Origin of the sequence: Clostridium estertheticum (assembly GCF_018861295.1) — a bacterium.
Taxonomy (GTDB): Bacteria; Bacillota; Clostridia; order Clostridiales; family Clostridiaceae; genus Clostridium_AD; species Clostridium_AD estertheticum_D.
On record NZ_JAHLDM010000010.1, the window covers coordinates 1 to 15173 of the forward strand.

General features: G+C 31.4%; 17 protein-coding genes and 3 tRNA genes. 19 read left to right on the forward strand and 1 reads right to left on the reverse strand.

Annotation, left to right across the window (positions count from 1 at the left end):
• The first annotated feature begins 11 nt into the window (after window positions 1–11).
• From KPL54_RS11310 to disA, 6 genes are all read left to right on the forward strand, one after another.
• Window positions 12–86: transfer RNA gene (locus KPL54_RS11310), tRNA-Asn, on the forward strand.
• Window positions 87–361: 275 nt separating this feature from the next.
• Window positions 362–598, forward strand: coding sequence for a hypothetical protein (locus KPL54_RS11315; protein ID WP_216106689.1), 237 nt, complete (start codon window positions 362–364; stop codon window positions 596–598).
• A 141-nt stretch (window positions 599–739) separates the two neighbouring features.
• Window positions 740–1981: an aminopeptidase P family protein gene (locus KPL54_RS11320; RefSeq protein ID WP_216106690.1), complete on the forward strand. Its 1242-nt coding sequence runs from the start codon at window positions 740–742 to the stop codon at window positions 1979–1981.
• A 313-nt stretch (window positions 1982–2294) separates the two neighbouring features.
• Window positions 2295–2516 (forward strand): hypothetical protein, encoded by a 222-nt coding sequence (locus KPL54_RS11325; protein ID WP_216106691.1) that lies wholly within the window; start codon window positions 2295–2297, stop codon window positions 2514–2516.
• A 185-nt stretch (window positions 2517–2701) separates the two neighbouring features.
• Window positions 2702–5143: an ATP-dependent Clp protease ATP-binding subunit gene (locus tag KPL54_RS11330; RefSeq protein WP_216106692.1), complete on the forward strand. Its 2442-nt coding sequence runs from the start codon at window positions 2702–2704 to the stop codon at window positions 5141–5143.
• A gap of 147 nt (window positions 5144–5290) precedes the next feature.
• Entirely contained in the window at window positions 5291–6355 is a 1065-nt protein-coding gene (gene disA / locus KPL54_RS11335) for a DNA integrity scanning diadenylate cyclase DisA (protein WP_216106693.1), read from the forward strand.
• A gap of 37 nt (window positions 6356–6392) precedes the next feature.
• On the opposite strand, the gene KPL54_RS11340 is transcribed toward disA, so the two are convergent.
• On the reverse strand, window positions 6393–6794 hold the full coding sequence (locus tag KPL54_RS11340) for a DUF1573 domain-containing protein (RefSeq protein WP_216106694.1): 402 nt from the start codon (window positions 6792–6794) through the stop codon (window positions 6393–6395).
• 137 nt (window positions 6795–6931) lie between these two features.
• Between KPL54_RS11340 and KPL54_RS11345 the strand changes: the two genes are divergently transcribed.
• The 13 genes from KPL54_RS11345 (at window position 6932) to rpmG (ending at window position 15173) form a co-directional block, all read left to right on the forward strand.
• Window positions 6932–7405 carry a CarD family transcriptional regulator gene (locus tag KPL54_RS11345; RefSeq protein WP_216106695.1) on the forward strand — a complete coding sequence of 158 codons (474 nt, stop codon included), beginning with the start codon at window positions 6932–6934 and terminating at the stop codon, window positions 7403–7405.
• A 117-nt stretch (window positions 7406–7522) separates the two neighbouring features.
• Window positions 7523–8629, forward strand: a complete 1107-nt coding sequence (locus KPL54_RS11350; RefSeq protein WP_216106696.1) for a PIN/TRAM domain-containing protein — start codon at window positions 7523–7525, stop codon at window positions 8627–8629.
• Between the two features lie 25 nt (window positions 8630–8654).
• A complete protein-coding gene (gene ispD, locus KPL54_RS11355; protein WP_216106697.1) occupies window positions 8655–9347 on the forward strand; it encodes a 2-C-methyl-D-erythritol 4-phosphate cytidylyltransferase in 693 nt (230 codons plus the stop codon).
• A gap of 336 nt (window positions 9348–9683) precedes the next feature.
• Window positions 9684–10106, forward strand: coding sequence for a Mini-ribonuclease 3 (locus tag KPL54_RS11360; protein WP_071614650.1), 423 nt, complete (start codon window positions 9684–9686; stop codon window positions 10104–10106).
• A gap of 2 nt (window positions 10107–10108) precedes the next feature.
• On the forward strand, window positions 10109–10912 hold the full coding sequence (gene thyX, locus KPL54_RS11365; protein ID WP_216106698.1) for an FAD-dependent thymidylate synthase: 804 nt from the start codon (window positions 10109–10111) through the stop codon (window positions 10910–10912).
• A gap of 184 nt (window positions 10913–11096) precedes the next feature.
• Window positions 11097–12038 (forward strand): 23S rRNA (guanosine(2251)-2'-O)-methyltransferase RlmB, encoded by a 942-nt coding sequence (gene rlmB, locus KPL54_RS11370; RefSeq protein WP_216106811.1) that lies wholly within the window; start codon window positions 11097–11099, stop codon window positions 12036–12038.
• 8 nt (window positions 12039–12046) lie between these two features.
• Window positions 12047–12556 (forward strand): NYN domain-containing protein, encoded by a 510-nt coding sequence (locus tag KPL54_RS11375; RefSeq protein ID WP_216106699.1) that lies wholly within the window; start codon window positions 12047–12049, stop codon window positions 12554–12556.
• A 75-nt stretch (window positions 12557–12631) separates the two neighbouring features.
• Complete coding sequence (sigH, locus tag KPL54_RS11380; protein WP_216106700.1) at window positions 12632–13273, forward strand: RNA polymerase sporulation sigma factor SigH; 642 nt, start codon at window positions 12632–12634, stop codon at window positions 13271–13273.
• Between the two features lie 70 nt (window positions 13274–13343).
• Window positions 13344–13418, forward strand: a tRNA-Gly gene (locus KPL54_RS11385).
• 9 nt (window positions 13419–13427) lie between these two features.
• Window positions 13428–13503 (forward strand) — tRNA-Thr (locus KPL54_RS11390).
• 79 nt (window positions 13504–13582) lie between these two features.
• Window positions 13583–14776, forward strand: a complete 1194-nt coding sequence (tuf, locus tag KPL54_RS11395; RefSeq protein WP_071614634.1) for an elongation factor Tu — start codon at window positions 13583–13585, stop codon at window positions 14774–14776.
• Between the two features lie 15 nt (window positions 14777–14791).
• The gene (locus KPL54_RS11400; RefSeq protein ID WP_216106701.1) at window positions 14792–15052 is read left to right on the forward strand and encodes a hypothetical protein; all 261 of its coding nucleotides are present in this window, start codon (window positions 14792–14794) and stop codon (window positions 15050–15052) included.
• Complete coding sequence (gene rpmG, locus KPL54_RS11405) at window positions 15024–15173, forward strand: 50S ribosomal protein L33 (protein WP_071614647.1); 150 nt, start codon at window positions 15024–15026, stop codon at window positions 15171–15173. The genes KPL54_RS11400 and rpmG overlap by 29 nt, the downstream gene beginning before the upstream one ends.

The window sequence follows — 15173 nt, forward strand, 5'->3', positions numbered from 1 at the left end:
CTAGGTAATGTTCCGCGATAGCTCAACGGTGGAGCGCTCGGCTGTTAACCGATAGGTTGAAGGTTCAAATCCTTTTCGCGGAGCCATTTTTATAATGTAATAATATGTTTAAGATATACAAAAGCTAATTATTAGCTTTTTTTATTTTGTAGAGAATTATAGGATTAAGTTAATAAACAAATATTATATTAAGTGTGTATAATAAATATGAGTGTTATTAGTAATTTATATTTATTTATAATATGTAGTTAAGTACCAATAATTTTATATTATAGGTACTTTTATTTTTTATAATAAATACGGATATTTTACCTGAAATTACAGAACCTAATGTTAAGAACAGTAAAGAGGGGGAAATGAAATGTCTGAATATAGATTAGATATTCCTGGGAATATTAATTTAAGTGATTATAGTAGCATTCATGATTATATGGGAATAATTTCACAAAATGATAGATTTACAATTACTTCAAGAATGAAAAACTCTGAGGAAATGAAAATACTCTGTGAAATGTTAGAAAATAATAGTTTTACTATAGTGACTCAAGGAGATATGCAAAATGGTGAATACTATATTACTTCGCAAAAAGAAAGATAGTTATGAAGTTACAATATTTTCAATAAGATAGGCGGATGTTCTAAAGAGGCTTACTATAAAGTCTTGAATGTCATTAAATTGAGTGATATATTATAATAATAAATAATACATTTTAAAATATTCATTGGGAGGGGAATTGAAATGAAAAATACATTATTTAATATAAATAGGAAAAATCTTTGGGGAAGCTTAGAAGAAAATTCAATAACATTAATATTTGCAGGTGAAGCACCATATAAATCAGCAGATGAAAAATATGCATTTACTCCAAATAGAAATTTTTATTATTTAACAGGTGTTGATAAAGATAAAATGATTTTAATGATAGTAAAAATAAAGGGCAAGGCTGAAGAGACATTATTTGTAGAGAGAAATAACCCAGTATTGGCTAGGTGGGTAGGAGAGAAAATGTCTAAAGCTGAGGCAAAAGAAATCTCTGGTATACAAAATATTGAATTTGTAGAGAATTTTGAAAATTTATTTAACGCAATTTTAGAGAAAACGAAAATTGAAAATTTATATTTGGATCTTGAAAGACAAGAGTTTGATATATCAATGTCTACACCACAAAGGTTTGCAAAAGTTGTAACGAAAAGATACCCTTATTTAAAGGTACAAAACATATACCATGAAATAGCGAGTCTTAGACTTATTAAATCAGAGGAAGAAATAAAGTTAATAAGGAAAGCTATAGATATTACAGACATGGGTATAAAACAACTAATGAAAAATGCGAAAGTTGGTATTAAAGAATATAAATTAGAGGCTTACTTTGATTTTTCATTGAAAAGTGACGGTGTAACAGATTATGCTTTTCATACCATTGCAGCATGTGGTAAGAATGCAACTATACTTCATTATGTAAAAAATGATAGTGAGATTCAGGATGGTGAATTAGTTTTGTTTGATTTGGGGGCTCAGTATAAATATTACAATGCGGATATAAGCCGTACATTCCCTGTTAATGGGAAATATACAGAAAGACAAAAACAAGTTTATAATGTAGTATTAAAAGCGCAGGAAGCAGTAATAGCAATTGCAAAACCTGGTATATTGTTCTCAGTTTTAAATGAAACGGCTAAAGAGGTACTTGCAGCTGGATGTATAGAGTTAGGTCTTATTAAAGAACCGAGTGAACTATCTAAGTATTATTTCCATGGGGTAAGTCATTATTTAGGATTAGATACTCATGATGTAGGAAACCGTGACATAAAATTGAAACCTGGTATGGTATGTACTAATGAACCGGGACTTTATATAGAAGAAGAGAATATCGGAATTAGAATAGAGGATGATATACTAATCACAAAAGATGGGTGTGAAAATCTTTCAAAACAAATAATTAAGACTGTAGATGAAATTGAAGCATTTATGGCTAAGTAAATTTATATAAATAATTAAATGTGAATAAGTAGTAATTCTAGAATTACTACTTATTTTTAGCGTTAATAAATAATGCGTTATAACCATGCAATAATATTACTAGGTAGGTAATTCTTATTTTAAAATATTTACATATTATTAATATATTATGAATGAAAATGTAAAAAAAACCATTACGAAAATTATAATAGAAACAAGGTATAAAAATAGTTTTATAGAATAGTAAATATATGGAATAAAACAACTGGGAAGTTATATGTATTTATGAGGGTGTAAGAAAAGATTAAAATTAAATTAAATTAGGAGGAACGAAATGATTAAAAATAAGAATAATATTGTAGAGCTATTAGGTAAAATTAAAAGGTTCACATATTTTAAAGATAATTCAGAAATAGACGTAGTTTTAAAAGAGAGTGAAAAAATTAACATTAGATGTTATGATGATAAATGTATAATCATTAATTTTTTAGATTATGAAACGGGTATTTCTATGCTGTATAAAGATAGAAAATATATTAATATGGAAATCTCTTAATGAGTTTGCGTATTAAAAAATACATTTTAATAAGGATATGCTTAAAGTATTTTAGTATAGAATATTTTAAGCATGTCCTTTTTTATTAAATAATTACGTAATGCTATTATATCATGCAATAATTAGGATAAAATTGGGCATAATTAAAATAATAAGAAAATTTATTGCAAGTGAGGTGTTTGAACATGATGTTCAATAAATTTACAGAAAGAGCACAAAAGGTTTTAGTATATGCTCAAGAGGAAGCACAACAATTAAAGCATGGTTATGTAGGAACAGAACATATACTGTTAGGAATTTTAAAGGAACAAGATGGTGTATGTAAAAAGTCATTAAATAATATGAAAATTACGTCGGTCGAGGTAAAAAAATTAGTAATAGAGTATGAAGGTGAAGGCGACGTAGAAATGCGCAGAAATGAGATACCTTTGACGCCAAGAACGAAACGCCTATTAGAACTAAGTTTAATTGAAGCAAGAAATTTAAATCACAATTATATTAGTCCAGAACACATTTTACTTGCATTGATTAAAGAATCAGAGGGAGTTGCATATACAATATTAGCTAACTTAGGAGCAGACTTTAATATACTAAAAAATGATATATTAAATAATTGGTGCTCTGAAGGTAATCCGAAGGGAAGTATATCAAAAGAAAAAGGAAATCACAGTACGCCGACCTTAGATCATTTCGGAAAAGATTTAACTGAAATGGCAAAAGAAGGTAAGCTTGATCCTGTTATAGGAAGAGATAATGAAACTCAAAGGCTTTTAGAAATTTTATGTAGAAGGATGAAGAATAATCCGTGCCTTATAGGGGAGCCGGGCGTAGGTAAGACTGCTATAGCAGAGGGACTTGCACAAAGAATAGCTTCTGGGAGTATCCCGGAGATTTTAAAAGATAAAAGAGTTATAACTTTAGATATATCTTCTATGGTTGCAGGTTCGAAATATAGAGGAGAGTTTGAGGAAAGGCTTAAAAAGGTTATGAAAGAAATAGTCGTCGCAGGAAATATTATTATATTTATAGACGAAATTCATACTATAATTGGGGCAGGTGGAGCTGAGGGGGCTATTGATGCATCTAATATATTAAAACCATCACTTGCTCGTGGAGAAATACAATGCATAGGGGCAACAACTATAGACGAATATAGAAAGCACATTGAAAAAGATGCGGCACTTGAGAGAAGATTTCAACCTATTATTGTAGGAGAGCCAAGTAAACAAGAAGCTGTTGAAATATTAAAAGGATTAAGGGATAAGTATGAAGCACATCATAGAGTTAAGATCACCGATAGCGCAATAGAGGCCGCTGTTAATTTGTCCCATAGGTATATTGCGGATAGATATTTACCTGATAAAGCAATAGATCTTATAGATGAGGCGGGGGCAAAGGTTAGGATTCGAAATTTGACCGCTCCGCCAAATCTTAAAAATTTAGAAGATGAAATAGATAAAATTTCTAAAGAAAAATTGGATGCTATATCAGTACAGGATTTCGAAAAGGCGGCTAAAATAAGAGACACCGAAAGAAAGTTAAAGGAGAAATTATATAATTCTAAAAACAGTTGGAAAACACAAAATCAAGCGGATGAACTAATAGTTTCAGAACTCGAAATTGCTAATATTGTATCAAAATGGATTAATATTCCAATAGAAAAATTGACGCAAAAGGAATCAGAAAAATTATTAAAATTGGAGAAGTTACTACATGCGAGAGTGATAGGTCAATATGAAGCAGTTAAATCTATTTCAAGTGCAATAAGACGTGCAAGAGTAGGGTTAAAAGATCCCAAAAGACCAATAGGTTCTTTTATATTTTTAGGGCCGACTGGTGTAGGGAAAACAGAATTATCTAAAGCACTAGCTGAGGCTATGTTTGGTGATGAAAATAACATGATAAGAATAGATATGTCAGAATATATGGATAAGCATACAGTTTCGAGGCTTATGGGTTCACCTCCAGGATATGTTGGATTTGATGAAGGTGGACAACTAACAGAAAAAGTGAGAAGAAACCCATATTCAGTCATTCTTTTCGATGAAATTGAAAAAGCTCATCCAGATGTAGTTAATATTTTATTGCAAATATTAGATGACGGAAGGTTAACCGATGGAAAAGGTAAAACAATAGACTTTAAAAATACAGTAATTATAATGACATCTAACGTAGGGGCGTCTGCTCTTAAAAAGCAAAAGTCGCTAGGATTTGATATAAAGGAAAATGGCGTGAGTTCTGAATATGAAAAGATGAAAGAAAATATAATGGAAGAGCTAAAAGTTTCATTTAGACCAGAGTTTTTAAATAGAATAGATGATATTATTGTATTTCATTCACTAGAACAGGATGATTTATGTAAAATAGTAGAGTTAATGCTTAAAGTTGTGAAGGGACGTCTTGAAGATCTTAAAATTAATATTAGTTTTGATGATGAAACTAAGAAGCATTTGGCTAAGGCAGGATTTAATAGAAATTATGGAGCAAGACCATTAAGGCGAGAAATAACTAAAGTTGTGGAAGATAAATTATCTGAAGAAATACTGATGGGGAATATTAATAAAGGTGATAATATAAGTGTTGTTATGGAAAATGGTGAATTGATTTTTAAAATTTTACATATTTAATATTGTTTATATACATTAAAAAGTATATAATTAAAATGTAATATTTTTTTGTAAACCACTCTAGAGTGGTTTTTTAATTTATAGAAAATATAGAATTCATTTTAATATATAACTTTAATTTATAATTTATTAAGTAGGGAGAAAAGGATGAGAGAAGAGAAAAGTAAGGAACTTATGAGTATATTGAAAATGCTGGCACCTGGTACTTCGCTTAGAGAAGGTCTTGAAAATATTCTTAGAGCTAAAACTGGTGGACTTATTGTTTTAGGAAATGGTAAGGAAATATTAGATATTGTAGATGGTGGATTTGGAATAAATGCGGACTATAGTCCTGCTTATATATATGAATTAGCAAAGATGGATGGAGCTATAGTAATAAGTAGCGATTTGAAAAAAATATTATATGCTAATACTCAACTTATGCCAAGCTCCACAATACCAACTTATGAAACTGGAACAAGACATAGAACTGCGCAAAGAATAGCTAAACAAACAGGGTACGTTGTTGTTGCAATATCACAAAGAAGAACTATTATAACTGTTTATAAGGATGATATAAAATATGTGTTAAGAGATAGTAGTATTATTTTAGCAAAAGCGAATCAAGCTATCCAAACATTAGAGAAATATGTTTCAGTGCTTGAGCGAGTAGTAAGTAATTTAAATCTTTTAGAATTTCAAGATTTAGCTACATTGTTTGATGTACTATCAGCAATACAAAGGACAGAGATGGTTATGAGAATAGTTGGAGAAATAGAAAGGCATATATGTGAACTAGGCAATGAGGGTAGGCTAATTTCAATGCAACTAAATGAATTAATTAGAAGTGTTGAGGAAGATGGAATATTATTAATAAGAGATTATTGTCAAAGTGGTATGGATTATACCCAGATGTATAGACAAATAGAAAATATGACTTCAGCTGAACTAATAGATTTAGAGTTTATATCTAGAATTATTGGATATGTAGGGGTTCCTTTAGTTGATACTTTAATTTCTCCAAGAGGATATAGGATGCTAAATAAAATACCTAGAATACCTGTAAATGTTATTGAAAATCTAGTTAAGCACTTTAGAGAATTAAAAGCAACAATGGAAGCTTCTTATGAACAGCTTGATAGCGTAGAGGGAATTGGGGAAGCAAGAGCCAAAGCTATTAAAAACGGATTAAGAAGGTTGAAAGAGCAATTTATGCTAGACAAGCAAATTTAGCACAAAATAAGGTATAACTTATCTTGTGCAATATTTGCTAGCGCATGGTATATTTACCAAGGGTGCTAATTTTGTCGTATTCTTTTAAAAGAATGTCATATAAATTCAAACCTAAAATATTACATAATGAAGTAATATAAAAAAGATTGTTACCAAGTTCTTTTTCTAAAACTTCCCTACAGTTTTCACATAGAGCACCTTGCACCGGAGAATGAGAAGCAGCGGGGGTATCTAAATTTAAATCGTCTATATTAGGTGGCGTGTATATGGTTTTTTCTTCTAACTTAATACAGCCACAATTGGTAACAGATTTTGCAACAGCCCTATTGACTCTAGCGTCAGATTCTTGAAGTTTAGTAATTACATCTAAAACACTTCTATGCCGTAATAGGGATTCATCTACAGAATTTTGAAAATTATCAAATATACAATCTTTCATTAAGTTCAACTCCTTGTAAAAATTTAATTAGCTACATTATAGGATTCACATTACGGTTTTGTCAATAAACTAAGTACGCATTTCACCTTATGAATATATAATAAATCAATAGGAGTTTTATTAATAGGGGGAATGGTATGTTAAATATTGGTGAGAAAATATTTATATCAGATTATGGTGCTGGATATGTAAAGGATATATATGACGAAGAATCATCTAATATAGAATGTAAATATGTAAATATATATCTTTTATTAGATAACATGAATTTTATGATTCCAATAAATAAAATTGAAAATTATAGAGTAAGGGGAATTTTAAATAAAGTAGAATTAGAGGATATTTTAAATACAATAGCGAGTGATTCAGATTTTATTGAAAGAAATTGGAACAATAGGTATAGAAGCAACAAGAAAAAAATTCAAAGTGGGAGTGCTTTGAAAATGTGTGAGGTAATTAGAGATTTATATTATTTACAAAAGAAAGATATGCTACCGCCAGGAGAGGTCAAGATTTTAGAAAGAGTTGAAGGAATGGTTGCTAGTGAAATAATGTTAGCTTTTGAACTTAACATGGAACAAGCATTATGTAAAATAAGGAGTTTAGTTTAATAAATTGTTGATTGTGTGACATATTTTATTGAAATACACTCATTTATAGTATATATTAGATAATAACGGGATATAAATTCGAATAAGTGTTAATAATTTAAGGGGAGGTGAATTTTTTTGTTAAAAAAAATTTTTAGAGGACTTTTTACAATCATAGGATTAATTTTAGGGTATCTAATAGGTGAGATGCTTCTAAGCACAAGCTATTTAGCGGGGTTTAGTTATTTTAAAGAGGGTACAATTCAAGGAATAATATTCATCATTTTTTCTACTTTGATTGTTGGGGTTATTTTATTTTTGATATCTCCTATACTAGTGTCTTTTATAATGAAATTCATGGAGTATGTAGTGAAAAGCACACAGAAAATGCCAACGTCACAAATTGTTTTTGGTACAGGAGGAGCGATAATAGGGCTTGTAATTGCATCTTTGTTTTCAGGGTTATTTAATTATAAATCACCTTTATGGACTATTATTGTAATTATTTTTACAGTTATAATGATAGCTTTAGGAGCAGATATTTGTGCTAGAAAAAGAGATGAAATATTAGCTTTCTTTACAAGTATCAAAAAAAGCAACGGGTTTAAAGATAAAAAAATCAAGGGGTTTACTAATGAAAATCCAAAAGTATTAGATACATCGGTAATAATTGATGGCAGAATATTTGATATTTGTCAAACTGGTTTTGTTGAAGGTCCACTCGTAATACCAACGTTTGTATTAGAGGAACTTAGGCATATTGCTGATTCATCAGATGGGCTTAAGAGGAATAGAGGAAGACGAGGACTAGATATACTAAATAAAATACAAAAGGAATTAAATATTGAGGTTGAGATTTGGGAAAAAGATTTTCCAGACATTGCAGAAGTAGATAGTAAATTACTCAAATTAGCTCAGGTTTTGAACGGCAAAGTAATTACAAACGATTTCAACCTTAATAAGGTAGCTGAATTTCAGGGAGTTCCGGTTTTAAATATTAATGAACTTGCAAACGCAGTAAAACCAGTAGTACTTCCGGGGGAAGAAATGAAAATCCAAGTTATGAAAGATGGAAAAGAATCAGGGCAAGGAATAGCTTATTTAGATGATGGAACAATGATTGTTGTTGAAGGTGGACGAAAGTATATTGGTGAGAATATAGTTGTTATTGTAACATCAGTACTCCAGACGGCTGCAGGTAGAATGATTTTTGCTAAAAATAAAGATTCTTTAGTGAAAAGTTAGTTTTAAGATGTAAGTGAGGATTTTTATGGGTAGAAACTGCGCCATAATTTTGGCGGCGGGTAAAGGAAAAAGGATGGGAAAATCTATTAATAAGCAGTATCTAAATATTAAAGGATACCCAATTTTATACTATACTTTGGAGGCTTTTTCAAAAAGCAACTTTATAGATGAAATTATAGTAGTTGCTGCAGAAGCTGAAGTAGATTATTGTAATAAACAAATAATTAAAAAATATAACTTTTCAAAGGTGAAAAGTGTTGTTAGCGGTGGTAAAGAAAGACAATATTCAGTTTTAAATGGTCTAAAGGCTGTAACAAATTGCGAGATTGTACTTATTCATGATGGGGCTAGACCTTTTGTTAACGAAGATATTATTAGAAATGCTATTATTTATGCTGATTTATATGGAGCGGCAGCTTGTGGAGTACAACCTAAAGATACTATTAAGATTAAAGATTCTTCTGGGTTTTCTATAAAAACACTTAAGAGAGAGATGCTTTTTTGTGTTCAAACCCCACAAGCTTTTAGGTATAATCTTATATTAGAATGCCACAAAAAAATTATTAGTGAGGGTATTAAAGTAACTGATGATACGATGGTGGTCGAAGAATATGGTAATAAAGTATACCTTTACGAAGGTAGTTACGATAATATAAAGGTTACAACACCAGAAGATTTAGATATAGCTATGCAAATATTGCAAAGAAACTACTGTTGACATTATCGGATATAATGTGTATATTTATTAGTAACTATAAAATGTCACACATAAATTAAATATTAAGTAATGATGAAGAATAGTAGAAACCAATTTACAGAGAGAAAATACTAGGTTGAGAGATTTTCAAAGGTTTTGAACCTGCTTTGGAGCTGTAGCGAAACTACCGGTAATATATACCGTTAACAAATAAGTACAAATTTAGGTGGTACCGCGATGAAATTCGCCCTAAAACAGGGTGGATTTTTATTTTTTTTGTCGTTTTTATTTTAAATTTGATATATGTAAAAAGTAAATCGAAAATAGGAATGTCTAATATTAAAAAGGAGACTAATCATGGAATTTAATATGCTAAAAGGCAAATTTACAGTGGCGCAAGTTAGGCAGTTAAATCCACTAGTGCTTGCAATAGTTGGAGATGCAATTTATGAGGTATTTATCAGATCCTACCTTGTAGAAAAAAATAGAGATATGAATGCACATAAAATTCACGTTAAGGCGGTTTCGTATGTAAAAGCGCATGCACAAAGTGAGTATATGAAAAATTTAATAGCAGATTTAGACGAAGAGGAACTTGGAATTTTTAAAAGAGCTAGAAATTCTAAAAGTGGCACAACACCTAAAAATGCGGATTTAAATGAATATAAGTGGGCTACAGGCTTTGAAGCTTTAGTAGGTTTTTTATACTTAAGTGAAAAGAATGAAAGATTAAACGACATATTCGAGAAAATTATAAATCTTGATTTAGGAGATGAGTAATTATGCTTAAGGTTAAATTAATAGAACATACACCGAATCCAGAAAAAATTATAGCAGCAGCAGCTAAACTTTGTTATAGTCAAGTAGGAATTGATGAAATATTAGAAAATTTAGATGAACAAAAAACAAATAAATTTATAAAAACATTAATGACTTATGGACATCATTCACCAATAGAACATGTAAGCTTTACTTTTGCAGTTGAGGGGATATCTAGAAGCTTAACACATCAATTAGTTAGACATAGGGTAGCATCATATTCTCAACAGAGTCAGAGATATGTACAACTTAAACAATTTGAATACATAATTCCACCTAATATTGAGAAAGATGAGCAGGCAAAGGAAATTTTCATACAATCCATGAAGCGTGTTCAAGAGGAGTACAATAAGTTAGTTGAGATATTGTCTAAGAATGAATTAACAAACTTTATAGAGGAATATTTAAGGGCTGAAAAGCTTACAAATGTTGAAGAAATTGAAAAAAAACAATATTTAATTCTTAAAAATAAAGCGGAGAAAAAAGCCATCGAAGACGCACGGTATGTATTCCCAAATGCTTGTGAGACTAAAATAATAGCTACTATGAATGCTAGAGAATTAATGCATTTCTTTAATCAGAGATGTTGCACAAGAGCTCAGTGGGAAATACGCAAAATGGCCAAAACAATGCTGATGCAAGCTAGAGAAGTAGCACCATCACTTTTTAGATATGCAGGACCAAGTTGCGTTAGTGGACAATGTCCTGAGGGTAAAATGTGTTGTGGAAAGACTACGGAAGTAAGAAAAGAATACGAGATGAAATAGATGGAATGGAGAGGAATTTAAAATGAGTGACAATAAAAAATATCAAGGAAATAAAGGTAGTAATGGATTTGCAAGTAGTAGAGAAGAAAGACCAGGCTTTGCATCTAAGAGAGTGAGGACTAGTGAAAAAAGTGCTAAAGTAACTAGAGGATTTGCAGGTGGCAAGGAAGATAAAAGTGGAGCAATGCCTAGAAGAAATAGAACGGGCGATCATGGTGTTAAGGAAAGTAGAGAATTTACAGGTAATAAAGAAGATAAAAGCAAAGTAATAAATAGAAAAACTAGGCAAAATGAAGAGAATGTAGTAGCAAATAATAAGGGGAATAGAGTGAAATCTGAAATAAGCTCTAAGAATGGCAATACAGGCGGAGAAATTGAGCTTAAGATTATTAGAGAAGATTTAATTGAAGGAAGAAATGCAGTTATAGAAGCATTAAAATCAGATAGAACTGTAGAGTATATTCTTATTGCTAAAGGTGATATGGTAGGATCTATAAGCGTGGTATTAGCATTGGCTAAAGAAAAGGGAATTGTTACAAAAGAAGTAGATAGAAGAAAGCTAGATGAGATGTCACAAACTTCATCACATCAAGGGGTTATTGCTGTAGTAACACCATACAAATATTTTGAAATAAATGATATATTTAAATATGCAGAGGAAAAAGGAGAAAAGCCTTTTATAATTATATTAGATGAAATTGAAGATCCACACAATTTTGGGTCTATAATACGAACCGCAGAGGTATGTGGAGCTCATGGAATAATAATACCTAAGAGAAAAAATGTAGGAGCTACGCCTACGGTGTATAAAACATCTGCTGGTGCAATTGAACACGTAAAAATAGCAAAAGTAACTAACATAAATGTAGCCATAGAAGAAATAAAAAAACGTGGAGTGTGGGTTTACGGTGCCGATATGGATGGAGAAGATTATATTTTCAATACGGATTTAACAGGATCTGTAGCTCTTGTAATTGGAAGTGAAGGTAGAGGCATCGCAAAACTTACAAAAGAAAAATGTGACGTTCTAGTGAAAATACCAATGGTAGGAAAAATAACATCTTTAAATGCTTCTGTTGCAGCTGGCATAGTAATGTATGAAATTATGAAACAAAAAATTAGATGAGGTAAAAAGTGAGAACACTTTTCGTTGATGGATATAATGTTATTAATAGTTGGCCAAGTCTCAAAAAGGTTAAAGAATATAGTTATGAATCTTCAAGGGTTCAGCTTGTAGGTATCCTCCAAAACTATGTAGCATTCAAGGGCTATAAAATGGTTATAGTCTTTGATGCACAATTAGTTAAGGGTAGTATTCAAAAAAAAGAGAGACAAGGGAACTTAGTTGTGGTTTTTACAAAAGAGGGTGAAACAGCAGATAATTATATTGAAAAAATGGTTAACAACATAGGACGAAACACTGAAGTTTGTGTAATTACATCTGACTCCTTAGAACAACAGATTACATTCCAAAGAGGAGCTACAAGGATGTCTTCAATTGAATTTTATCATGAAGTAGTCAATACACAGAGGAAGATTGAAATAGAGATTGAAAAAAAATATTTGGAAAAAAGAAATTGGTTAGAAGAGAGAATAGATGAAAAAACATTGGAAAAACTTGAGAAAATGAGAAGGAGTCGTTGAATTTTCTTGACTATATAAATTGCTCTGAGGTATAATCATTTATATGACACATGGTTGGTGTGGAGGGGATATTTGTTGGAAAAAATCATTAAAGCTAGTGTGAATACTTCAAGCTTTGAAGAAAGATTGGATGAGGAAGTTGTTATTGAGGCACAAATTAGCAATGTTCGTGCACAAGAATATTTAATAAATAAATACAAAAATTTTGTTAAGGCAAAGGCTAAGTCTTATTTTTTGATTGGTGCCGATAAAGAAGATATTTACCAGGAAGGAATGATAGGTCTCTATAAGGCTATTAGAGATTTTAAGGCAGATAGATTATCTTCTTTTAGGGCTTTTGCAGAAATTTGTGTTACTAGGCAGATAATTACAGCAATAAAAACAGCCACTCGTCAAAAACACATTCCCCTTAATACATATATATCCTTAAATAAACCAATATATGACGAGGAATCAGACAGAACATTATTGGATGTGTTATCAGGTGCTAAAATTACTGATCCAGAAGAGTTGGTTATAAGTCGTGAGGAAGTAATAAGTATTCAAAATGAAATTGGTGAAGTCTTATCGGAACTTGAGATGGAGGTGCTTATGTCATACCTAGATGGTAAATCTTATCAAGAAATTGCTTGTGATTTAGATAGGCATGCAAAGTCCATTGATAATGCTTTGCAAAGAGTTAAAAGGAAATTAGAAAAATGTCTAAGTAAAAGGTAAAAATGTATTGACAAAAAAAACAAACAATAGTAAAATTAATAACTGGTGTATAGCTTTAAGTTGTACTTCAGCGGGAGTAGCTCAGTGGTAGAGCACCAGCTTCCCAAGTTGGGTGTCGCGGGTTCAAGCCCCGTTTCCCGCTCCAAAATTAAATGCCCATATAGCTCAGTCGGAAGAGCGTCACCTTGGTAAGGTGGAGGTCACCGGTTCAATCCCGGTTATGGGCTCCATAGCTATTAAGGTCATGCAGTACACTAGGATGAGTTTACGAACAAAAAACGGTATTATTTAAACAAGGAGGAATACAAAATGGCAAAGGCAAAGTTTGAAAGAACCAAACCACATGTAAACATAGGAACAATAGGGCACGTAGATCACGGCAAGACAACATTAACAGCTGCAATAACTGCTGTACTTGCAACTAAAGGATTAGCAGAAGTATCAAGATTTGACCAAATTGATAAAGCACCAGAGGAAAGAGAAAGAGGAATAACAATTAATACATCACATGTTGAATATGAAACAGAAAATAGACATTATGCACATGTTGATTGCCCAGGACATGCAGATTATGTAAAGAACATGATTACAGGAGCAGCACAAATGGATGGAGCAATCCTAGTTGTTAGTGCAGCAGATGGTCCAATGCCTCAAACAAGAGAGCATATATTACTTGCAAGCAGAGTTGGAGTAGGCTATATAGTAGTATTCTTAAACAAAGCAGATATGGTAGATGATCCAGAATTATTAGAACTTGTTGAAATGGAAGTAAGAGAACTATTAAGTGAGTATGACTTCCCAGGTGATGATATTCCAATTGTAACAGGATCAGCATTAAAAGCATTAGAAAATCCAACAGATCCAGAAGCAACAAAATGCATATATGAATTAATGGAAGCTGTAGATACTTACATCCCAACACCTGAAAGAGCAACAGATAAAGCATTCTTAATGCCAGTAGAAGATGTATTCACAATCACAGGTAGAGGAACAGTTGCTACAGGAAGAGTTGAAACTGGGATACTTAAGGTTGGAGAAGAAGTAGAAATAGTTGGACTTAGCGAAGATAAGAGAAAAGTTGTATGTACAGGAGTTGAAATGTTCAGAAAACTTCTAGATCAAGCAATGGCTGGAGACAACATTGGAGCATTATTAAGAGGAGTTCAAAGAGCTGACATTCAAAGAGGTCAAGTACTTGCAAAACCAGGTTCAATACATCCACATGCAAAATTTGTAGGTCAAGTATATGTTCTTAAAAAAGAAGAAGGCGGAAGACATACACCATTCTTTGACGGATATAGACCACAATTTTATTTTAGAACAACAGATGTAACTGGATCAATAAAATTACCAGACGGAATGGAAATGGTAATGCCAGGAGATCACATAGACATGAATGTAGAATTAATCACTCAAGTAGCAATGGATGAAGGATTAAGATTTGCAATCAGAGAAGGTGGAAGAACAGTAGGTTCAGGAGTTGTTACTTCAATAGTTAAATAGTATAGAAAAGCTACAATGGTACTAGGCATAAGGTGGAAAAATGACTTATGCTTAGTCCTTAGAAAAAAATATGACGCTGAATTATTAACGGCAGGAACGTTTAATGGAAAAGTGTCCTTAACTAATTCATTGACATATGTATTAAGTTGTGATAACTTATATAAGTATAATAAAAATGCTAAAGATAGCTTAGCGCTTAATAAGCATGAGTTTTCTGAAATAGATGAAAAATCGGGAGGTGTAGATTGTGAGAGTAAAAGTAACTCTAGCTTGTAATGATTGCAAACAGAGAAATTACAATACAATGAAAAACAAAAAAAATAATCCAGACAGAATAGAAATGAAGAAATACTGTAAGTTCTGCCACAAACATACACTTCATAAAGAAACAAAATAA

Excerpts from the sequence above, each read along its gene's own strand:
- disA (WP_216106693.1), top strand. The coding sequence starts at position 5,291 with ATGAGAGAAGAGAAAAGTAAGGAACTTATGAGTATATTGAAAATGCTG.
- KPL54_RS11325 (WP_216106691.1), top strand. The coding sequence starts at position 2,295 with ATGATTAAAAATAAGAATAATATTGTAGAGCTATTAGGTAAAATTAAA.
- KPL54_RS11360 (WP_071614650.1), top strand. The coding sequence starts at position 9,684 with ATGGAATTTAATATGCTAAAAGGCAAATTTACAGTGGCGCAAGTTAGG.
- KPL54_RS11340 (WP_216106694.1), bottom strand. The coding sequence starts at position 6,794 with ATGAAAGATTGTATATTTGATAATTTTCAAAATTCTGTAGATGAATCC.
- KPL54_RS11400 (WP_216106701.1), top strand. The coding sequence starts at position 14,792 with ATGGTACTAGGCATAAGGTGGAAAAATGACTTATGCTTAGTCCTTAGA.
- ispD (WP_216106697.1), top strand. The coding sequence starts at position 8,655 with ATGGGTAGAAACTGCGCCATAATTTTGGCGGCGGGTAAAGGAAAAAGG.
- tuf (WP_071614634.1), top strand. The coding sequence starts at position 13,583 with ATGGCAAAGGCAAAGTTTGAAAGAACCAAACCACATGTAAACATAGGA.
- KPL54_RS11330 (WP_216106692.1), top strand. The coding sequence starts at position 2,702 with ATGATGTTCAATAAATTTACAGAAAGAGCACAAAAGGTTTTAGTATAT.
- KPL54_RS11320 (WP_216106690.1), top strand. The coding sequence starts at position 740 with ATGAAAAATACATTATTTAATATAAATAGGAAAAATCTTTGGGGAAGC.
- thyX (WP_216106698.1), top strand. The coding sequence starts at position 10,109 with ATGCTTAAGGTTAAATTAATAGAACATACACCGAATCCAGAAAAAATT.
- rlmB (WP_216106811.1), top strand. The coding sequence starts at position 11,097 with ATGCCTAGAAGAAATAGAACGGGCGATCATGGTGTTAAGGAAAGTAGA.
- KPL54_RS11345 (WP_216106695.1), top strand. The coding sequence starts at position 6,932 with ATGTTAAATATTGGTGAGAAAATATTTATATCAGATTATGGTGCTGGA.
- KPL54_RS11315 (WP_216106689.1), top strand. The coding sequence starts at position 362 with ATGTCTGAATATAGATTAGATATTCCTGGGAATATTAATTTAAGTGAT.